Here is a 20822-nt window from a genome sequence, read left to right as displayed (position 1 = left end):
GTTACTCTTCTTCGTCGTGATCCACTAGCTCTTTAACAACACGAACCAGATCAACACGGTAGTCGTTGGCTTCGACAACGGTGATATGCAACGGCGCTATTTCCAGCACCTCGCCGGGCTGAGGGATCTGACCTTTTGCCGAGATGACAAGACCTGCAACGGTGGCTATGTCTTCATCGTCATTGACCAGACTGTCCAGACCCAGCGTATGTTGCAGCGCATGCAAATCGGTGGTCCCTTTGACCAACCAGCCATCACCATCGGTGATAATCTCCGGCGTTTCATCAGCGTCCGGGAACTCACCGGCGATGGCTTCCAGGACGTCCAGCGGAGTGACCAGACCCTGCACAACGCCAAACTCGTTAGTCACAATAACAAAGCTGCCGCGTGCACGGCGCAGAACCGCCAGCAGTTTGATCGGATCCAGCGTTTCCGGCACCACAATTGCAGGCGTGGCCGACGCGATAGCGGCGACATCCGTCCCCTCTTCCAGCGCCACCAGCATCTCTTTGGCGCGCACGATACCGATCACTTCATCCAGTTCACCGCGACAAACCGGGAACAGGCTGTGCGGCGATGACAGCAATTGCTGGCGAATCTGATCGACGCTCAGGTTCGCGTCCACCCAACTGATATCGCCGCGCGGTGTCATGATGCTACGCAGCGAGCGGGAAGCCAGCGTCAGCACGCCGTTGATCATATAGCGTTCTTCTTCCGCGAAAGCGCCTTCAGGCACCGGCACTTGCGCCTGGCTGTCCGCTTCAATCTGCGGATTTGTCTGGCGACGACGGCCGCCCATCAGACGCAAAATGGCATCCGCAGTGCGGGCGCGCAGCGGCAGATGCGACTGGTTGCGGATAAAGTTACGGCGCGCAATCTGGTTGAAGAACTCAATGATGATGGAGAAACCGATCGCGGCGTAGAGGTAACCTTTCGGAATATGGAAACCGAAGCCTTCCGCCACCAGACTTAAACCAATCATCAGCAGGAAACTCAGACAGAGCACCACCACGGTTGGATGTTGATTGACGAAACGCGTCAACGGTTTGGATGCCAGCAACATCACAGCCATAGCGATAACCACCGCCGCCATCATCACCGGTAAGTGGTTCACCATGCCCACAGCGGTGATCACCGCATCGAGGGAAAACACAGCATCCAGAATAACGATTTGCACCACCACCACCCAGAAGCTGGCGTAGCCTTTTCCGTGCCCGCTATCGTGCTCGCGGTTTTCCAGCCGCTCGTGCAGTTCGGTTGTTGCTTTGAACAACAGAAAGACACCCCCAAACAGCATGATCAAATCACGACCGGAGAAGGTGAAGTCCCAAACGGAAAACAGCGGTTTTGTCAGCGTCACCATCCACGAGATCAGCGACAGCAGTCCTAATCGCATCACCAGCGCCAGCGATAAACCAATCAAACGCGCTTTATCGCGCTGCTTTGGTGGCAGTTTATCGGCAAGGATGGCAATAAATACCAGGTTATCAATACCCAGTACGATTTCCAGAACAACCAGTGTCAACAATCCCGCCCAGATAGAGGGATCCATCAGGAATTCCATAACAAGCTCCAGCTTAAGGAATGGCTAAACGGCGTGCGGAAACGCACAGGCGTGATGACATCGAACGTATTTGGGAAATGGCGGAAAACGCCGGAATGCATGGCACGGGAAGGCCAAAAGGTGAACTGACGTCGGTGACGGTCCATACGGCGGGCTGCTGCCCTTTACTCCTGACAAATTAAACGGAGGGTAAACATAACAGACAGACTTTACATTTTGCAAAGATTTACCAGACTTTGCAGTTTATGGGGATATTTCGCGGTTCGAAATTTCCAAAACAGTAAACCTAAATTACGGATCTTCATCACATAAATTATTTTTTCGCTCTCTAAAATAATTCTCGAAAGTCATAGGTGTTCTCTTAAACCCTTATCTGAATCGATTCGGTCCGTCAGGCCGATTCACAATACATCGAGTCGCGATGTGTTTACGACAAGAAGAAGGAGGTAGCAAGTGACCATTGCTATTGTACTAGGCACACATGGTTGGGCTGCAGAGCAGCTGCTCAAAACCGCCGAGATGCTGCTGGGCGAGCAGGAGAACGTCGGTTGGATTGATTTCGTTCCCGGGGAAAACGCGGAAACGTTAATCGAAAAATACAACGCGCAACTGGAGAAACTGGAAACCAGCAAGGGCGTGCTATTTCTCGTTGATACATGGGGCGGCAGTCCGTTTAATGCTGCCAGCCGCATTGTCGTCGATAAAGAGCATTACGAAGTGATTGCCGGCGTCAATATTCCCATGCTGGTAGAGACACTGATGGCCAGGGATGATAACCCCACCTTCGACGAGCTGGTGGCGCTGGCGGTTGAAACCGGACGCGAAGGCGTGAAAGCGCTGAAGGCGCAACCGGTGGAAAAACCCGCTCCAGCCCCTGCCCCGGCAGCGAAAGCCGCCGCTCCCGCAAGGCCGATGGGGCCAAATGACTACATGATGATTGGCCTCGCGCGTATCGATGACCGTCTTATCCATGGTCAGGTGGCGACACGCTGGACCAAAGAGACAAACGTGACACGCATTATCGTCGTGAGCGACGAAGTGGCGGCGGACAACGTGCGTAAAACACTCCTGACACAGGTAGCGCCTCCGGGCGTGACGGCGCATGTGGTGGATGTGGCGAAAATGGGCCGCGTCTACAACAACCCAAAATATGCGGGTGAGCGCGTGATGCTGTTGTTCACCAACCCGACCGATGTGCTGCGCGTCGTTGAAGATGGAGTCAAAATTACCTCCGTCAACATCGGTGGCATGGCGTATCGTCAGGGAAAAACCCAGGTGAACAACGCCGTTTCGGTGGATGAAAAAGATATCGCTGCGTTTAAGAAACTGAATGAGCGCGGTATTGAGCTGGAAGTCCGTAAAGTTTCAAACGACCCGAAACTGAAAATGATGGATTTAATCAGCAAAGTGGCGAAATAACCGCGGCGGCCTGATTGACTCAGTTTTCACACTTACGTCTGATTTAGCTATAGGAGAAGTACAATGGAGATTACCACTCTTCAGATTGTGCTGGTGTTCGTTGTCGCATGTATTGCCGGTATGGAGTCGATACTCGACGAATTCCAGTTCCACCGTCCGTTGGTGGCATGTACGCTGGTGGGTATCGTCCTGGGTGATATGAAAACCGGTATCATCATCGGCGGTACGCTGGAAATGATCGCACTGGGCTGGATGAATATCGGTGCGGCGGTTGCGCCGGATGCGGCGCTGGCGTCCATTATCTCGACCATTCTGGTTATTGGCGGGCATCAGAGCATCGGCGCGGGTATCGCACTGGCGATTCCGCTGGCGGCAGCAGGTCAGGTGCTGACCATTATCGTTCGTACCATCACCGTTGGCTTCCAGCATGCGGCGGATAAAGCAGCGGAAACCGGCAACCTGACGGCGCTTTCCTGGATCCACGTTTCTTCTCTGTTCCTGCAAGCCATGCGTATCGCCATTCCGGCGGTGATCGTGGCTATCTCTGTCGGAACCAGCGAAGTACAGAGCATGCTGAACGCCATTCCGGAAGTGGTGACCAGCGGCCTGAACATCGCCGGCGGCATGATTGTGGTAGTAGGTTATGCGATGGTCATTAACATGATGCGCGCAGGCTACCTGATGCCGTTCTTCTATCTCGGCTTCGTAACAGCGGCCTTCACCAACTTTAACCTTGTGTCACTGGGGGTTATTGGCGCGGTGATGGCGATTCTCTACATTCAGGTTAGCCCGAAATATAACCGCTCTGCAGGCGGTCCTGCTCAGGCGGCTGCATCTAACGATCTCGACAACGAACTGGATTAACAGGTGAGCGACATGGTTGATATGACTAAAGCAACGACTGAGAAAAAACTCACTCCTGGTGATATTCGCGGCGTGTTCATCCGTTCTAACCTGTTCCAGGGTTCATGGAACTTCGAACGTATGCAGGCGCTGGGGTTCTGCTTCTCCATGGTGCCGGCGATTAAACGCCTGTATCCGGAAAATAACGAAGCGCGCCGCCAGGCTATCAAACGCCATCTGGAGTTCTTTAACACCCATCCTTACGTTGCCGCTCCGGTGCTGGGCGTGACGCTGGCGATGGAAGAGCAGCGTGCAAACGGCGCAGAGATCGACGACGGTGCCATTAACGGTATCAAAGTAGGTCTGATGGGACCGTTAGCCGGTGTTGGCGACCCGATTTTCTGGGGGACTGTCCGTCCTGTTTTCGCCGCGCTTGGCGCCGGGATCGCAATGAGCGGCAGCCTGCTTGGCCCATTACTGTTCTTTTTCCTGTTTAATATTGTCCGTCTGGCGACGCGCTACTACGGCGTGGCGTACGGTTACCGTAAAGGTATCGATATCGTTAAAGATATGGGCGGCGGTTTTCTGCAGAAACTGACTGAAGGTGCATCTATCCTCGGGCTGTTTGTGATGGGGGCGCTGGTCAACAAATGGACGCACGTGAACATTCCGCTGGTGGTGTCACAAATCACCGACCAGACGGGTAAAACGAATGTCACCACTGTGCAGACCATTCTTGATCAGTTGATGCCGGGCCTGGTGCCACTACTGCTGACCTTCGCCTGTATGTGGTTGCTGCGTAAGAAAGTGAACCCGCTGTGGATCATTGTTGGGTTCTTTGTCATCGGGATTGTCGGCTACGCCATTGGCTTGCTGGGTCTGTAATTCGCAATGCTGTAACCGGGGGCTTATGCCCCCGTTTTTTATGTTCCGGAGGAAGAATGACGATTACGGATATCGTGCTGATACTGTTTGTTGCCGCTCTACTGGCTTTCGCCCTGTATGATGAATTCATTATGCCGGGACGCAAAGGCCCTTCTCTGCTTACCATTCCGCTACTGCGTAGAAGCCGTACCGACGGCGCTATCTTTGTCGGCCTGCTCGTCATTCTTATCTATAACAACTCGATAAATGGCGGTGCAACATTAAGTATGTGGTTATTATTTGCACTGGCATTACTCGGCGTTTATCTCTTTTGGATCCGCACGCCAAAGATCATCTTTAAAGCTCAGGGGTTTTTCTTCGCCAATGTCTGGATTGAATATAACCGTATTAAAGAGATGAATTTATCGGAAGACGGTGTACTGGTAATGCAATTAGAACAGCGTCGCTTGCTTATTCGTGTGCGAAATATCGACGACCTGGAAAGAATATATAAAGTTCTCGTTAAAACTCAATAGCTTAAGATATAGCAAAGACTATATTCAGACGTACAAAAAACACGCACAATCATAGCCTTTGCTATATTTCCGAGCAAATATACTTATATTATTTAACGTTATTTTCACGCCTAAATCTAAATGACAATCGTTATCAATTGGTAAACAGAATTATATTTTCCTGTTATTGTTTTATATTCTCAAAATATGTTAAGGTGCGTCCGTCGTTGGGGAGTAGCCGATTTCCACCACCCGGAAATGTACGTGTCAACATACTCGTTGCAAAACGTGGCACGTACGGACTGAACATTATCAGTCAGGCGAGACCATTGGCACACCAACTGCTATTTACTGGGGGCAGTGGTGTGTTATATGGAACCCCGGTCTGGACGCTCCTATGAACTTATCTGCAACTATCCTTCTCGCTTTTGGCATGTCCATGGATGCATTTGCCGCTTCTATCGGCAAGGGCGCCACACTTCACAAACCCAGGTTCTCAGAAGCCCTGCGCACTGGCCTTATCTTTGGCGTGATCGAAACCCTGACACCGTTAATCGGCTGGGGGCTGGGCATGCTGGCAACCCAGTTTGTGCTGGAATGGAATCACTGGATAGCCTTTGTACTGCTGGTCTTTCTCGGCGGACGTATGATACTGGAAGGCTTCAGCGGTGATGATGCCGAAACGACTGAGACCCCACAACGCCACGGTTTCTGGTTGCTGGTCACTACAGCTATCGCGACCAGCCTGGATGCCATGGCCGTCGGTGTCGGGCTGGCTTTCCTGCAGGTTAATATTATCGCCACTGCGCTGGCAATTGGCTGCGCCACACTCATCATGTCCACGCTGGGGATGATGATTGGTCGTTTTATTGGCCCGTGGCTTGGCAAACGCGCCGAGATCCTCGGCGGGATCGTACTGATTGGTATTGGCGCGCAGATCCTGTGGAGCCACTTCGCAGGTTAGTTGTCCCGCTGTAAGCAGTGAATGCTGAAATCCGTCTGGCAGCGGAAATGTTCCGTTGCCGCTAATGTTTCCCACACGTCCGCTTTCGCGCGCCACGCAAACGGCGTCATCTGCAATAACGCTACGGCCTGTTGACCAGTTAACGTCATCTCATAAGCCAGTGATTGCTGACCGATAACGGTAAAACCCGCGATCTCGCCTGTATTTTCTGCGTGCAACTGCACATCATCATAGATAAGGCCTTTAAGCTCCATCAGATGGCGCGGACCGGGTGCGGCAGTGATCACCACCCCGCCGGGTTTAACAACACGCACCAGCTCATCGGCTTTACAGGGTGCGTAAATACGCACCAGCGCATCGATACTGTTATCTTCGAACGGTAAACGATGGCTGGATGCCACACAGAACATCACCTGCGAATACCGTTTCGCGGCAGCACGAATCGCAGCTTTCGAGACATCCAGGCCAAATGTGCGTGCCCCGTGCTGCTCTGCAATTGCGGCAAAAGCCCGCGTGTAATATCCCTCCCCACAGCCAATATCCAGCACTGCATCCGCCTGCTCTGGCAGTCTCGCGTGCAAAAGGGCGCTAATAGCATCACGTAACGGTTGGTAGTGCCCGGCATCAAGAAATGCACGCCGCGCCTGCATCATCTCTGCGCTGTCTCCGGGATCGCGTGAACGTTTGTGCTGCACTGGCAGCAAGTTCACATAGCCTTCTTTTGCAATATCAAACTGGTGTCGTTGCGGACAAACAAAGGCATTCTCACGACGATTTAACGACGCGTGACACAGCGGGCAACTGAAAGGCATAAAGACTCCGGAGGGGATTTCTCAAAAGGCGAAAGTGTACCGCCATTTGCCGTACCGGGGAAATTAAAAAGCCCCGCACAATGGCGAGGCTTTATCGCTGACATTGATGCGCACGAGGCGCTTCAAGCTCAGAGGTGTCGAAATCAGATAGCAGTTACGTTAACTGCAGCCGGGCCTTTCTGACCGTCCTGAATTTCAAACTCAACGTTCTGGCCTTCGGCCAGAGTTTTGAAACCGTTACCCTGGATTGCAGAGAAGTGTACGAACACGTCTTTGCTGCCATCAGCAGGAGTAATGAAACCAAAACCTTTGGACTCGTTGAACCACTTAACTTGACCTTTAATCTTTGCCATTTGCTAAATTCCTTAATGTATATACTTCGCCCGCAGGCATTGACTGAGAAAACTGAGACATTACTGCTTGAGGCACTAATATAAGGTTCGGCAGAGAAGCTGTATTCAACGAAACGTGTTTACTCAGGACTTCTTTACTGAAAATGCCACACATAAACAGAACTGTACCTCGTTTGACCCAAAACGTGTTATCACACAATACGTAATTTAAGGCAAGCCATTTTTAAACATGTCTGGATCCGTCGCACAAATTCTAAGGTTATCAAAGTATCAAGCGCACTTTTATGCATTACTTTGAACGTTATAGCAGACGATTCAATGCGTCAGAACCACGCCCCGTATTGGGTGTTTTTTTACCATAGCTCAATAAGTTCCATGCGTCCACGTCCGCTAAGAAAAAGCTATGCATATACTGTATATCGTCAGTACTTTTTTAGCATAGTTATGCTTTCTTACTTGTCCAGGACGATTCTTAAAACAATTATGCCCAGGGAAGAAACTATCCCCCGGGTTTACTATCGAATATTTGTTGTGCAAATAAGTTAATGCTTGCACCAAAATAATGAAATTATGATGACAATGCCTCACAAAAAGGCAATAAAAACGTTTCGATAAAAATAAAACAGTGCAATTTTATAACAGCTCACATTTTTTTAAGTAAAGCTGCATAATGTGTAAGGGATAAATACTGACCGATTTTCAGGATCCTAAAGTTATCATTATCTGTTGCCGTTTCGTTTAATGCGCTTTGCAATTCATTTACCGGCTCATCCAGTGATTCATCCGCAAGTTCAAACACGCCCCAATGCACGGGAAACGTCAGCGGCATCCCAAGTTGTTGCCACAGCGCAACGGCATCTTGCGGATCCATATGATGTTTTGACATGAACCAGCGTGGCGCAAACGCGCCCACTGGCAGTGCTGCAACAGTCAGGGCACCTAATTTTTCAGGAATCTGTAACAGCTCCGGCGTATAGGCCGTATCGCCTGCAAACCAGAATCGAAGGCAGTCGGAAGCAACAACCCATCCACACCAGAGTGAACGATTACGATCCCAGAACGTTCGCATACTCCAGTGCCGGGCAGGCACAGCCGTCAGCGACAGTCCCTTAAAAACAACAGATTGCCACCAGTCCAGCTCAAAAACATGGCGTGCGCCAAGCCGACGAACCCAATGACCTAAACCCAGCGGCACAAAAAAGTGCACCTCGGGAAAACGGCGCAGCAACTGGCGCAGCGTCCATTTATCCAGATGGTCGTAATGGTTATGAGAAATCAGGATAGCGTCGAGTTGTACAAGATCGGCAACGTCAAGCGTTGGGGGAGTACGCCGTTGAGGGCCTGCAAAACGTACGGGCGATGCGCGGTGAGAGAAGACCGGGTCAGTCAGCAGATAGTGTCCCTGCAACCGCAAAAGAATGCTGGCATGCCCCAGCCACCACAGACCATCAGTTTGTTCATGATCCAACACCGCCTTTTGCCACCACTGTTCAGTAAAGCAGTCGTAACCATTCGCGGGAGGTTTGGGAAGCCCGGCGGCTTTGCGCTCATTGCGCCAGCGTTTTAGATCTCCGGGCTGATTGACGACAGGCGTCGTGTTGGTGAAGCCTTCTGGCGTGTGATGTGGGAGAGCAGGATTATACCAGGGATTTTTCCAGGCCATCTCGCCCTCCTGCGCGGTTAGCGTTCTGCCACCAGGCGAATGAAATCCTCATCATCCTCTTTTGCCTGCGCTTTTACCGGTTCAGGCGTCTCTTCTTTCTCCGGCTCGTTAGATTCACACAGGCGGCGCAGCAGCGCATTTTGCCGTTTTTGCTGATCTAACAGCGCTTCAAGCAGTTCAATCTGCTCGTTTGAACGCGAACTGGCGCGATTGATAAAAAACCACAACACCAGACCAACAACCAAAACCACCAAAGAAACCACGAGGGACGCAAAATTAAGCGCACCCGAATTCATTACTTCGTTCATTTCACCACCTCAATGTAGACGCGGCATTTTACCACTGGCGTCAAGGAAGGAAATCTCTCACTGAAAAAATGCCATTACCAGGGGATGAATTTGTTGATGACGCAGATGCCGCTGAAGAATTGTACATCCTGATCGCACATCACGTTAATCATTTGAGTCCAGAGCAGCAGGCAGACCACCAAAACGGCAGCCAGGATCAGCCATCTAAATTTTCTCACTCCACTCTCCGCAACGTTGCAAGGTGTAACCAGGTTATCATGGCTTCCCTAAACCGCGACTAACTGTATCCCCTTTCGTTTTTTTTAGGAATGCTCGACTTGTTTCACAAGGTAAACTTAGTAGCCTAAGCGTAACGTTTTCCACAATGCAAGGAGCTAATATGCGTACACTTATCCGGGGCGTGATCCTTATCGCACTCGTGTGGATTGGGCTTTTGCTGAGCGGCTACGGGGTGCTGATCGGAAGTCATGAGAATGCAGCAGGGTTAGGTCTGCAGTGTAAATATTTAACCGCGCGCGGCACCAGTACCGCACAATATGTTCATTCCGATAACGGTTTCTTCGGTCTGGCAAACTGCCCATTGATTCGCAAAAGCGATACCGTGATCGATAACGGTTAATGCGAAAACGAAAAAGCCGCCCTCAGGCGGCTTTTTTATCAGAACGGGTAGTCGTTATACCCCATCTGTTCGGAGATTTTCCGCGCTGCCTGATGCAGCATTTCCACGTATTCGTGCAGACGCTCTTCAGAGAAACGCAACGTCGGGAAAGAGATACTCAAGCCCGCAATCACCACGCCGAAACGGTCAAATACCGGCACACCGATGCAGCGTAAGCCCTCTTCCTGCTCTTCATTATCTTCGCCATAGCCCTGCTGACGTACGATATCCAGCATCGGCAACAGATCTTCCGTACTGGTGATTGTGCGATCGGTGCTGCGTTTGTATTCAACACCGTCCAGAATTTGCAGTACTTCTTCCTTGTCACGCCACGCCAGCAGTACTTTACCAATCGCGGTGCTGTACAGCGGGTTACGACGACCAATACGTGAATACATACGCAGGTTATACATTGAGTCAATCTTGTGGATGTAAACAATGCTGTCTTCATCCAGCGCACCCAGGTGGATGGTCTCTTTCGTCAAACGTGAGAGTTCACGCATCTGGATATCCGCACTGCGGATCAAATCAACGTTTTGCAACGCACGGGCACCCAGTTCGAACAGTTTCAGGGTCAGAGAATATTTTTCAGATTCCCCTTCCTGCGCGACATAGCCCAGAGATTTCATTGTTTGCAAAAAGCGATAAACGGTGCTTTTTGACATCATGACACGCTGCGAAAGCTCGGTGATACCGATCTCACGCTCTTCGCCGAGCGCCTGCAGAATGCCAAATACCTTCAATACTGAAGAGACAGAATCTGGCTGCTTATCCAAATCTGCGATTGCCATTAATCACCTCATCGCCTGTGTTTTATAAAAATCAGAATCGGTTTTTATTATAAATTCGTCGACCAACCGCCGCAATGCGCGTTTGCCAACTTCGTTACAAATCTGCGACATAAAGCCGGAATACCAATGATAGAATCATTATACAAATAACTCTGTGATTATAGCCCTGAAATTTATATGGATAAAAGTTCCACAGACGGCCTGCCCGTGCCGCTGCGCTATGGCGCGATTCTGACTATCGTCATCGGTATCGCCATGGCGGTGCTGGACGGTGCCATCGCCAACGTCGCCCTGCCAACTATCGCCCGCGATCTGCATGCCTCCCCTGCCAGCTCCATCTGGATCGTTAACGCTTATCAGATTGCTATTGTCGTCTCGTTGCTGACGCTCTCTTTCCTTGGTGACATGTTCGGTTATCGCCGTGTGTACCAATGTGGGCTGATATTGTTCACCTTAACCTCCCTGCTTTGCGCGCTGTCAGACTCGCTTCTTACGCTCACGCTGGCGCGCGTGGCGCAAGGTTTTGGCGGCGCTGCGCTCATGAGCGTCAACACGGCGCTGATACGCTTAATCTATCCCCAGCGCAACCTGGGGCGCGGGATGGGCATTAACTCGTTTGTCGTCGCGGTCTCTTCTGCCGCCGGGCCAACGCTGGCCTCAGCAATACTCTCTGTGGCATCCTGGCAATGGTTATTTTTGGTTAACGTACCGTTGGGCATTATTGCCCTGTTACTGGCCATCAAATTTCTGCCGCCAAACGGTGCACGCAGTACCATGCCGAAATTCGATTTACCCAGTGCCGTGATGAATGCCCTCACATTTGGGCTTCTGATTACCGCACTCAGCGGTTTTGCGCAGGGGCAATCTATCACCGTGGTCTCGCTGGAGATCATTGCACTGTTGATAACGGGTTGGTTGTTTGTTCGCAGACAGCTACGGCTGCCTGTACCGCTTCTGCCGGTTGATCTGCTGCGCATTCCGTTGTTTTCGCTCTCTATCTGCACCTCGGTTTGTTCGTTCTGTGCCCAGATGCTGGCGCTGGTTTCTCTGCCCTTTTTCCTGCAAACCACGCTCGGGCGCAGTGAAGTGGAAAGCGGCATTCTGTTAACGCCCTGGCCGCTGGCCACCATGGTGATGGCACCGCTGGCCGGTTATCTGATTGAGCGGGTACATGCAGGAATGCTCGGCGCACTGGGCCTGGCAATGATGGCCGCGGGGTTGTTCGCACTGGCAATGCTCCCGGCCGCACCTGCCGATATCGATATTGTCTGGCGCATGGCGCTGTGCGGCGCTGGCTTTGGTTTGTTCCAGTCGCCTAATAACCATACCATCATTACCGCCGCCCCCCGGCAGCGCAGTGGCGGAGCCAGTGGAATGCTGGGTACCGCCCGTTTACTGGGACAGAGTTCCGGCGCCGCGCTGGTGGCGCTGATGTTTAACCTGTTTGATACCAGCGGAACACACTCTTCACTGCTGCTGGCGGGAATACTGGCTCTGCTGGCAGCGGTGATCAGCGGATTACGCGTTACGCAACCGCGCACGGCATAAAAAAAGCGCGTCGGTTGACGCGCTTTTTTACTTTCTGCAGGCGGCTTACTTCAGATATTCGCCGGTGCGTAAAGCCTCAATACGTTTGTCCAGCGGCGGGTGCGTCATAAACAGTTCGCTCAGCGATTTAGACTTACCGTTGATGCAAAACGCCATCATGCTGCTGGCTTCCTGCGGCTCGTAGCTGGTTTTCAGACGCTGCAAGGCAGCAATCATCTTCTCACGCCCCACCAGTTTTGCTGAACCGGCGTCCGCATGGAATTCGCGATGGCGGGAGAACCACATGGTAATAATGCTCGCCAGAATACCGAATACCAGCTCCAGCACGGTGGCTACGGCGAAGTAGATCAACGGGTTACCATTACTCTCTTCACCATCATCACGGTTTCCGCTCAGGAAACCTGCAGCAATCTGCGCAATGATGCGGGAGATAAAGATAACGAAGGTGTTCACAATGCCCTGAATCAGCGTCATGGTCACCATATCGCCGTTCGCCACATGGCTGATTTCGTGCGCGATAACCGCTTCAGCTTCATCGCGGCTCATGTTTTGCAACAGTCCGGTGCTCACGGCAACCAGAGACGCATCGCGGCGCGCGCCGGTTGCAAACGCATTGATATCCGGCGCGTGGTAAATTGCCACCTGCGGCATAGCGATACCTGCCTGGCGGGACTGCTGTGCAACAGTATCCATCAACCAGCGCTCCATATCGTTGCGCGGTTGCTCAATCACTTCCCCACCCACGGATTTCAACGCCATCCATTTCGACATCAGTAATGAAATGAATGAGCCGCCAAAACCAAACAGCAGCGCCATGATTAACAAGCCCTGAACGCTGCTCGACTGAATGCCCGTCAGGCTAAGCACCAGGCCGAACACCAACATAACGGCCAGGTTAGTCAACAGGAAGAGCGCGATTCGCATCATAATTTTCTTTTAACCTCGATTTAACAAAACGCACTATGCGATTACCCACATCGTATGGGTATACACGGTATTTTCAAGCATCGGGACAGCGTAAGTCACCAGAAAGACACAACTTTACATTTTGTAGCACAATGCTTACGCCAATGGAGGATTGTTAAAAAAACAGGCACAATTTCTTGTGCCTGCTTGATTTTACTTCGCGGGAGCGGGTTGTTCCGCCGGTTTGTCTTTATCCAGATGCGCGAGGTCAAGCGCAATATGAACCGTCTCGTCAAGGTACGGATCCGGCTCCTGGTAATCTTTCGGCAAATCATCCAGCTTTTTCAACAACGGCTTGCCTTCACGTTTAAAGCGATCGTTGAGACGGGAAAGACGAATAGCATCATCTTCCGCATTCTCTTTTTCACGCTGTGCCAGGTTCAGCGAGACGAGATTGCGTTTATCTTTCAGGGCATTAAAACGGGCAATGTCCTTCATGATGTACTGGAACTCAGGATCTTTCGCGATACGCTCGTCATGATCTTTGAGGAGTTCCGCGCCAAACGGTTTCAAATCGCCAGATTTCACAAAGGTGGCAGCATTAATGCTGTCCCACGGCAGTGCGTTATCTTCAAATTTTTCACCGGTTTCCGTCACCTGCGTCCCGGTCGGCATAATAATGTCCGGCGTTACGCCTTTGCGCTGCGTACTGCCGCCGTTCACACGATAGAATTTCTGGATGGTGTACTGCACCGAACCCAGCGCTGGCCACTCAGGACGCAGCATCTGATCGTAGATACGGTTAAGTGAGCGATACTGTTGAACAGTACCTTTACCGAAAGTCGGTTCACCAACAATCAGCGCACGTCCATAGTCCTGCATCGCCGCAGCGAAGATTTCCGATGCCGAGGCGCTAAAGCGGTCAACCAGCACCACCAGCGGGCCTTTGTAATAGACGACACCGTCGGTATCGCTGTCTTCACGAACCTTGCCGTTATTATCACGAACCTGCACAACCGGACCGGATGGAATAAACAGACCGGAAAGCGAAACAGCTTCCGTCAGCGCACCGCCGCCGTTAGTACGTAAATCGATAACCACACTGCTAACGTTTTGTTTTTCCAGTTTTTGCAACTGGACTTTAACATCGTCAGTCAGACCGACATAAAAACCCGGAATATCCAGCACGCCGACTTTTTCTTTGCCAACGGTCTTCACGGACATTTTCACGGCCCGGTCTTCAAGGCGAATACGTTCACGTGTCAGCGTCACAATGCGTGTTTTCGTGCCCTTGCCCGCAGGCAGGACTTCGAGACGCACTTTGCTGCCTTTCGGCCCTTTGATCAGCGCCACGACATCGTCAAGACGCCAGCCGATAACGTCGACCATATTCTGACCGGTCTGCCCAACGCCGACGATGCGATCGCCCACGCTGATGGCTTTACTTTTCGCCGCCGGACCGCCTGCCACCATTGAATTGATCACGGTGTAGTCGTCGTCCATCTGCAATACCGCGCCAATACCTTCAAGCGAGAGGCTCATTTCAGTATTGAATTGCTCAGTATTACGTGGAGAAAGGTAATTGGTATGCGGATCGATTTCACGGGCAAACGCCGTCATGGCCAGTGAGAATACGTCTTCGCTGTTGGTCTGCGCCAGGCGGCGAATAGCAAACTTATAACGACGGGCCAGGGTTTCACGCACTTCTTTTTCGTCTTTCCCTGTGAGCTTAAGACTCAGCTCGTCATACTTCACTTTGCTGTCCCACAGCGCATTCAGCTCGGCTTCATCTTTCGGCCAGGGCGCTTTACTGCGATCCAGATTGAACGTGTCATTGCCCGTGAAGTTCATCGGGCGCTCCAGCACTTTCAGAGCGTATTGATAACGTTCAAAGCGGCGCTTTTGCGCCAGGTTATACAGGTCATAAAAGACGTCGAGCTTACCACTGCGTAGTTCGTCGCCAATTTGGCCTTTCTTCTGCGAAAACTGATCGACATCACCAGCCAGCAACACGTTGTGGCTGTAATCCAGCAGATTCAGATAACGGTCGAAAATCTTCGCCGAGAACGCCTGATCCAGGTCGAACTGGCGATAGTGAGAGCGGGTGAAACGCGAGGTTACGCGTTCGCTCACTGTCGCGTGCTGCGTCTCTTCCTTTAACACCGGAATTTGATCGGCACGGGTGATATCTTCCACAGCCAGGGCATGGCCTGTTACAAGTAACAGGCCAACCAACGCTGTGCGCTTAAACAAAGTGTTCATGCCAGGCCAGGCCTCCGTTTCAGAACAAGAGATGTTCTGCGCGTACAATCATCGACATACCCGAACTAAGCTGTACGCGAACGCCATCTTTGGTGATTTCCAGTACGGTGGCGTCCATCGCATTGTTCCCCGCCTTCACTTTCAGGTTCTGTCCTACGCTCAGCGCAGATAAATCTGAAACTGGCGTATGACGCTCTTCCTGCTGTGGTGCGCGTTGGGTTTTCGCGACAGGTTTGTCAGCACGAGGTTTGCGCTCGCCGCCTTCTTTACGACGCGGGGCCGGGCGAGGTTTACGTTCACGACGCGGCGCCTCTTCCTGACCGGCAGCAGCAGCGGCTTCTCGTTTTTTCGCTTGCTGTTCAGCACGCTGTGCCTGAACGCGAGCTTTGGCTTCTTCAAGCTGTTTACGCGCATGCTCTACATGCTGCTCATCCAGCACGCCGCACGGGTTGCCGTCGAGATCCACACGAGCAGCGCCCGCTTTGATGCCGTACAGGTAACGCCAGCTTGAAGTATAAAGACGTAAAGCGGAACGAAGTTGGGTTTTACTGAGACTCATCTCACCCTCAACACGCTCAACTAAGTCCTGAAAAATGCCGATTTTCAGGGGGCGTGCTTCGCCTTCAGCACTGAAACAGTGAGGGAAACGTTCGGCCAAAAAAGCGATAACTTCTTTACTGCTATTCAACTTAGGTTGATTTTCCATGAAATTTCCTGATTACAACGGACGTTGCCAACAAGCGCAGGCATGAACAGGCGTCATTATAATGACGCTATCCGTAAATGCTACGTTATCCGTTGATTATCCTGCGACGGGCGCAAAGATTTTTTTAAAATCAGTCCCCGCGAGGACATTTTCCAGATGCGACACTAACTCGCGCAGCCCTTGTTCATCCTCAGCGGTGAAACGCGAGAAGACAACGCTGTCGATATCCAGCACACCAATTATCTGATTATTCACCGACAGCGGTAATACGATTTCAGAATTACTGGCGGCATCACAGGCAATGTGCCCATCAAACTGATGCACATCTTCCACGCGCTGCACGCGATTCTGCGCCACTGCCGTGCCGCACACGCCACGACCAACGGGAATACGCACGCAGGCAATTTTCCCCTGGAACGGGCCTAACACCAGCGTGTCGCCTTCGAGCAGGTAAAAACCGGCCCAGTTCACCCCATCAAGACGTTCAAACAGTAATGCGCTGGTGTTCGCCAGCGTCGCTAAAAAACTGGTTTCGCCTGCCATTAACGCCTGAAAATCGCGGTTAAGGTCCGCGTAAAATTCTGTTTTGTTCATTATCCAACCACTTTGGTGTCTTACTTTGAAAAACTGCTTAGCCTATTAAAATAAGCATTAAATGCGTTGATGCTCAAGATGTTCCCGACATGAGTTAAGATAGATTTATTCAAACCTTTCCTGATGTACGCAATGGCACTGAAGATTCGACAACTCGCGACCAGGCAAAAAATCGCCGTTCACCGGGTGGGTGAAGCGTTACCCCGCGCACATTATCAGCGCTGCCCGCAATGCGATACGCTTTTTGCGTTACCGGTTATGAAATCGCACCAAAGTGCATTTTGCCCCTGCTGCGACGCCAAAATACGCGATGGTCGCGACTGGTCGCTCACCCGGCTTGGGGCCATGGCGGTCACCATGATTTTGCTGATGCCTTTTGCCTGGGGTGAACCGTTGCTGCACCTGTATCTGTTAGGCGTGCGTATCGACGCCAATCTGTTGCAAGGAATCTGGCAGATGACCGCCCAGGGCTCGCCGCTCACCGGCGCCATGGTACTGTTTTGCACGGTAGGCGCACCGCTGGTGCTGGTTACCGCGATTGCCTATTTATGGCTTGGCAATATTATCGGCATGAATCTTCGCCCGGTATTGCTGATGCTGGAGAAACTGAAAGAGTGGGTGATGCTGGACATCTATCTGGTGGGCATCGGCGTTGCATCGATTAAAGTTCAGGATTACGCCTTCTTGCAGCCGGGTATCGGCTTGTTTGCCTTTGCCGCGTTGGTGATCCTGAGCGTAATGACGCTTGTCCACTTAAATGTGGAGCAATTATGGGAGCGTTTTTATCCGCAACGTCCGGCGAAACGCCCCGATCCACAATTGCGCATTTGCCTGGGGTGCCACTTTACGGGTATTCCCGATCCGCGCGGCCGCTGCCCGCGCTGCCATATTCCCCTGCCTTTGCGGCGTAAGCAAAGCCTGCAAAAGTGCTGGGCATCGCTGATTGCATCATTAATTCTGCTTTTTCCGGCCAACCTGATGCCGATTTCAATTATCTACGTCAACGGCACGCGCCAGGAAGACACCATTCTCTCCGGTATTGTTTCACTTGCACACAGCAATATCGCCGTGGCGGGTGTGGTATTTATCGCCAGTATCCTGGTGCCATTTACCAAAGTGGTTGTGCTGTTTACACTGCTTCTCAGCATCCATTTCAAATTTGAACAGGGGTTACGCACTCGTCTGCTGCTTTTGCGCTTTGTGACCTGGATTGGGCGTTGGTCGATGCTCGATCTGTTTGTCATTTCACTGATGATGTCACTGATTAATCGCGACCAGCTACTCGCTTTTACAATGGGACCGGCCGCGTTTTATTTCGGCGCGGCGGTAATTTTGACTATTCTTGCTGTGGAATGGCTGGACAGTCGCTTACTTTGGGATGCACATGAGTCAGGAAACCCCCGCTTCGCCGACTGAAGCGCGTATAAAATCTAAACGGCGCATTTCGCCGTTCTGGCTGTTACCGGTGATTGCCTTGTTGATCGCAGGCTGGCTTATCTGGAGCAGTTATGAAGACCGGGGTAATACCATCACTATCGATTTTATGTCCGCCGATGGCATCGTTGCCGGGCGCACCCCCGTACGATATCAGGGCGTGGAAGTCGGTACCGTGCAGGATATTCGCCTGAGCGACGACCTGAAAAAAATTGAAGTTCGCGCCAGCATCAAAGCCAATATGAAAGATGCCCTGCGCAGCGAAACCCAGTTCTGGTTGGTCACGCCGAAAGCGTCGCTGGCTGGGGTTTCCGGGCTGGATGCGCTGGTTGGCGGCAACTATATCGGCATGATGCCAGGAAAAGGCGACCCGCAAGAGCACTTCACCGCGCTGGATACTCAGCCGAAATATCGCCTGAATAATGGCGAATTGATGATCCATTTGCATGCCCCGGATTTAGGCGCGCTGAACAGTGGGTCGCTGGTCTATTTTCGCAAAATTCCCGTCGGGCGCGTCTACGATTACGCCATCAATGCCAACAAACAAGGCGTGACCATTGATGTGCTGATTGAGCGCCGTTTCACTAATCTGGTCAAGAAAGGCAGCCGTTTCTGGAATGTGTCCGGCGTGAAAGCGGACGTGAGCCTTAGCGGTGCGAAGGTGGAACTTGAGAGCCTGGCGGCGCTGGTGAATGGCGCTATTGCCTTTGATTCCCCGGATGACTCGCAAGCGGCCGCGCAAGATGATGAGTATGGGTTATATGAAGATTTAGCGCATAGCCAGCGCGGCGTGCTGGTGAAACTGGACTTACCCAACGGACAGGGGCTGAAGGCCGGTTCGACGCCACTGATGTTCCAGGGGCTGGAGGTGGGCGAACTGACAAAAATCGATCTCAACCCTGGCGGTAACGTCACTGGCGAGTTGACCGTTGATCCGGGCGTCGTCAACCTGCTGCGCGATACCACCCGCATTGAGATGCGTAGCCCAAAAATCTCCCTTGATAACCCCAATATCAGTTCGCTGTTAACCGGTAATACGCTTGAGCTGGTGCCAGGCGAAGGTCAGCCGCGCAACCAGTTCCCGGTGTTGCCGGCGGATAAAAACCTGCTGCAGGCTCCGGGGGTACTGACGCTGACGCTGACCGCACCGGAAAGCTATGGTATCGACGCGGGACAACCGCTGGTATTGCATGGCGTACAGATAGGCCAGGTGCTGGAGCGCACCCTCACGAATGAAGGCGTCTCTTTTGCGGTGGCTATCGATCCGCAATACCGATCGCTGGTGCACGGTGACAGCAAATTTGTGGTCAACAGCCGCATTGACGTGAAAGTGGGTCTGGACGGCGTTGAGTTCCTTGCCGCCAGCGCCAGCGAGTGGGTCAGCGGCGGGATCCGTATTCTGCCCGGCGATAAAGGGGAGATGAAAAAAAGTTACCCGCTGTTCGCCAACCTTGATAAAGCGCTGGAAAACAGTCTGAGCGACCTGCCGACCACCACCCTGACGCTGACGGCAGAAACCCTGCCAGACGTTCAAACCGGTTCCGTGGTGCTCTACCGTAAGTTCGAAGTGGGTCAGGTGATCACCGTTCGCCCGCGCGCGAATGCATTCGACATTGATTTGCATATTAAACCGGAATACCGCGACCTGCTGACCACCAACAGTGTGTTCTGGGCAGAGGGTGGCGCGAAAGTGCAACTCAATGGCAGCGGTCTGACAGTTCAGGCGTCGCCGCTTTCCCGGGCAATTAAAGGTGCGATCAGTTTCGATAACCTCAGCGGTGCCAGCGGTCGCGTTCGCAAAGGCGATAAACGCGTGCTTTATGCCTCCGAAACCGCAGCGCGGGCAGTTGGCGGTCAAATCACCCTGCATACATTCGACGCCGGTAAACTGGCGGCGGGAATGCCGATCCGCTACCTGGGCATTGATATCGGGCAGATCCAGAACTTACAGCTGATCACGGATAAGAACGAAGTGCAGGCAAGCGCTGTGCTCTATCCGGAATATGTGCAAACCTTCGCCCGTGCGGGTACGCGTTTCTCGGTGATCACGCCGCAGATTTCTGCCGCAGGCGTTGAGCACCTTGATACGCTATTGCAACCATATATCAATGTCGAACCGGGTCGCGGCGAGCTGCGACGTGATTTTGAAATATCCGAAGCCACTATCACTGACTCCCGTTACCTTGATGGGCTAAATATTGTGGTTGAAGCACCGGAAGTGGGCTCGATGAACATCGGCACGCCAGTACTGTTCCGCGGTATTGAAGTCGGCACCGTGACAGGATTAACGCTCGGTACATTGTCGGATCGTGTGATGGTGGCCATGCGTATCAGCAAGCGTTATCAACACCTGGTGCGCAACAACTCGGTATTCTGGCTGGCGTCGGGCTACACGCTGGACTTTGGTTTGACCGGCGGGGTGGTGAAAACCGGCACCTTTAATCAGTTCATTCGCGGTGGCATTGCCTTCGCAACGCCTCCAGATACACCGTTGGCGCCGAAAGCTCAGCCAGGAAAACACTTCCTGTTACTGGAAAGCGAACCCAAAGAGTGGCGTCAATGGGGGACGGCCCTTCCGCGTTAAACCTGCTGGCTCCGGCGTGCCTGCGCCGGAGCCT

21 protein-coding genes, 1 pseudogene and 1 riboswitch are annotated in these 20822 nt (G+C 52.3%); of the genes and pseudogenes, 9 read left to right on the top strand and 13 right to left on the bottom strand.

The genetic code is table 11. The features are described 5' to 3' along the window. Position 1: 1 nt before the first annotated feature. Entirely contained in the window at positions 2–1564 is a 1563-nt protein-coding gene (yoaE, locus tag ACQ3G7_RS10940) for a CNNM family cation transport protein YoaE (protein WP_430889821.1), read from the bottom strand. After that, the gene (locus tag ACQ3G7_RS10935) at positions 1552–1665 is read right to left on the bottom strand and encodes a hypothetical protein (protein WP_411554264.1); all 114 of its coding nucleotides are present in this window, start codon (positions 1663–1665) and stop codon (positions 1552–1554) included. Before ACQ3G7_RS10935 ends, yoaE begins: the two co-directional genes overlap by 13 nt. Positions 1666–2017: 352 nt before the next feature. On the opposite strand from ACQ3G7_RS10935, the gene manX reads away from it, so the two are divergent. From manX to mntP, 5 genes are all read left to right on the top strand, one after another. Beyond that, positions 2018–2983 carry a PTS mannose transporter subunit IIAB gene (gene manX / locus ACQ3G7_RS10930; RefSeq protein ID WP_263100505.1) on the top strand — a complete coding sequence of 322 codons (966 nt, stop codon included), beginning with the start codon at positions 2018–2020 and terminating at the stop codon, positions 2981–2983. 63 nt (positions 2984–3046) lie between these two features. Beyond that, complete coding sequence (locus ACQ3G7_RS10925) at positions 3047–3847, top strand: PTS mannose/fructose/sorbose transporter subunit IIC (RefSeq protein WP_430889820.1); 801 nt, start codon at positions 3047–3049, stop codon at positions 3845–3847. A 12-nt stretch (positions 3848–3859) separates the two neighbouring features. After that, positions 3860–4711 (top strand): PTS mannose transporter subunit IID, encoded by an 852-nt coding sequence (locus ACQ3G7_RS10920; RefSeq protein ID WP_263100503.1) that lies wholly within the window; start codon positions 3860–3862, stop codon positions 4709–4711. Positions 4712–4767: 56 nt separating this feature from the next. Beyond that, the gene (locus tag ACQ3G7_RS10915) at positions 4768–5226 is read left to right on the top strand and encodes a DUF986 family protein (RefSeq protein ID WP_430889819.1); all 459 of its coding nucleotides are present in this window, start codon (positions 4768–4770) and stop codon (positions 5224–5226) included. A 196-nt stretch (positions 5227–5422) separates the two neighbouring features. Beyond that, a riboswitch (yybP-ykoY riboswitch) is annotated at positions 5423–5602 on the top strand. Further along, positions 5603–6169 carry a manganese efflux pump MntP gene (mntP, locus tag ACQ3G7_RS10910; protein ID WP_430889818.1) on the top strand — a complete coding sequence of 189 codons (567 nt, stop codon included), beginning with the start codon at positions 5603–5605 and terminating at the stop codon, positions 6167–6169. On the opposite strand, the gene rlmA is transcribed toward mntP, so the two are convergent. The 6 genes and pseudogenes from rlmA to mgrB all read right to left on the bottom strand — a co-directional run bounded on the left by rlmA (position 6166) and on the right by mgrB (position 9523). Continuing rightward, positions 6166–6981, bottom strand: a complete 816-nt coding sequence (gene rlmA / locus ACQ3G7_RS10905; RefSeq protein ID WP_430889817.1) for a 23S rRNA (guanine(745)-N(1))-methyltransferase — start codon at positions 6979–6981, stop codon at positions 6166–6168. The genes mntP and rlmA overlap by 4 nt on opposite strands. 143 nt (positions 6982–7124) lie before the next feature. Continuing rightward, the gene (cspE, locus tag ACQ3G7_RS10900; protein ID WP_001062678.1) at positions 7125–7334 is read right to left on the bottom strand and encodes a transcription antiterminator/RNA stability regulator CspE; all 210 of its coding nucleotides are present in this window, start codon (positions 7332–7334) and stop codon (positions 7125–7127) included. A gap of 12 nt (positions 7335–7346) precedes the next feature. Next, positions 7347–7488: pseudogene (locus ACQ3G7_RS10895) on the bottom strand (DUF2627 domain-containing protein). 489 nt (positions 7489–7977) lie between these two features. Then, positions 7978–8997 (bottom strand): MBL fold metallo-hydrolase, encoded by a 1020-nt coding sequence (locus tag ACQ3G7_RS10890; RefSeq protein ID WP_430889816.1) that lies wholly within the window; start codon positions 8995–8997, stop codon positions 7978–7980. A gap of 17 nt (positions 8998–9014) precedes the next feature. Continuing rightward, positions 9015–9305: a YebO family protein gene (locus ACQ3G7_RS10885; RefSeq protein WP_263100498.1), complete on the bottom strand. Its 291-nt coding sequence runs from the start codon at positions 9303–9305 to the stop codon at positions 9015–9017. A 74-nt stretch (positions 9306–9379) separates the two neighbouring features. Continuing rightward, the gene (mgrB, locus tag ACQ3G7_RS10880) at positions 9380–9523 is read right to left on the bottom strand and encodes a PhoP/PhoQ regulatory lipoprotein MgrB (protein WP_061496610.1); all 144 of its coding nucleotides are present in this window, start codon (positions 9521–9523) and stop codon (positions 9380–9382) included. 161 nt (positions 9524–9684) lie between these two features. On the opposite strand from mgrB, the gene ACQ3G7_RS10875 reads away from it, so the two are divergent. Continuing rightward, positions 9685–9924 carry a YobH family protein gene (locus tag ACQ3G7_RS10875; protein ID WP_263100497.1) on the top strand — a complete coding sequence of 80 codons (240 nt, stop codon included), beginning with the start codon at positions 9685–9687 and terminating at the stop codon, positions 9922–9924. A 38-nt stretch (positions 9925–9962) separates the two neighbouring features. Here ACQ3G7_RS10875 and kdgR read toward each other — a convergent pair whose 3' ends face one another. Beyond that, positions 9963–10754: a DNA-binding transcriptional regulator KdgR gene (gene kdgR, locus ACQ3G7_RS10870; protein ID WP_263100496.1), complete on the bottom strand. Its 792-nt coding sequence runs from the start codon at positions 10752–10754 to the stop codon at positions 9963–9965. 177 nt (positions 10755–10931) lie between these two features. Here kdgR and ACQ3G7_RS10865 point away from each other — a divergent pair, with 177 nt between their 5' ends. Then, the gene (locus tag ACQ3G7_RS10865; RefSeq protein WP_430889815.1) at positions 10932–12302 is read left to right on the top strand and encodes an MFS transporter; all 1371 of its coding nucleotides are present in this window, start codon (positions 10932–10934) and stop codon (positions 12300–12302) included. Between the two features lie 45 nt (positions 12303–12347). On the opposite strand, the gene htpX is transcribed toward ACQ3G7_RS10865, so the two are convergent. The 4 genes from htpX to ACQ3G7_RS10845 all read right to left on the bottom strand — a co-directional run bounded on the left by htpX (position 12348) and on the right by ACQ3G7_RS10845 (position 16770). Next, positions 12348–13229 (bottom strand): protease HtpX, encoded by an 882-nt coding sequence (gene htpX, locus ACQ3G7_RS10860; RefSeq protein ID WP_263100494.1) that lies wholly within the window; start codon positions 13227–13229, stop codon positions 12348–12350. Positions 13230–13421: 192 nt separating this feature from the next. Then, positions 13422–15470, bottom strand: a complete 2049-nt coding sequence (gene prc / locus ACQ3G7_RS10855; RefSeq protein ID WP_430889814.1) for a carboxy terminal-processing peptidase — start codon at positions 15468–15470, stop codon at positions 13422–13424. Between the two features lie 19 nt (positions 15471–15489). Beyond that, entirely contained in the window at positions 15490–16176 is a 687-nt protein-coding gene (proQ, locus tag ACQ3G7_RS10850) for an RNA chaperone ProQ (protein WP_061496629.1), read from the bottom strand. A gap of 96 nt (positions 16177–16272) precedes the next feature. Continuing rightward, a complete protein-coding gene (locus ACQ3G7_RS10845) occupies positions 16273–16770 on the bottom strand; it encodes a GAF domain-containing protein (protein WP_263100492.1) in 498 nt (165 codons plus the stop codon). 132 nt (positions 16771–16902) lie between these two features. On the opposite strand from ACQ3G7_RS10845, the gene yebS reads away from it, so the two are divergent. Beyond that, positions 16903–18186, top strand: coding sequence for a membrane integrity lipid transport subunit YebS (yebS, locus tag ACQ3G7_RS10840; RefSeq protein WP_430889813.1), 1284 nt, complete (start codon positions 16903–16905; stop codon positions 18184–18186). Continuing rightward, positions 18155–20788, top strand: coding sequence for a PqiB family protein (locus tag ACQ3G7_RS10835; protein WP_430889812.1), 2634 nt, complete (start codon positions 18155–18157; stop codon positions 20786–20788). The genes yebS and ACQ3G7_RS10835 overlap by 32 nt, the downstream gene beginning before the upstream one ends. The last annotated feature ends 34 nt before the right edge of the window (positions 20789–20822 follow it).

This window comes from Kosakonia sp. N21, assembly GCF_050587465.1.
In the GTDB taxonomy this organism is placed as follows: domain Bacteria; phylum Pseudomonadota; class Gammaproteobacteria; order Enterobacterales; family Enterobacteriaceae.
The sequence above is the reverse complement of the archived record's forward strand: the minus strand, read 5'-3'. Positions and strand labels throughout refer to the sequence as shown.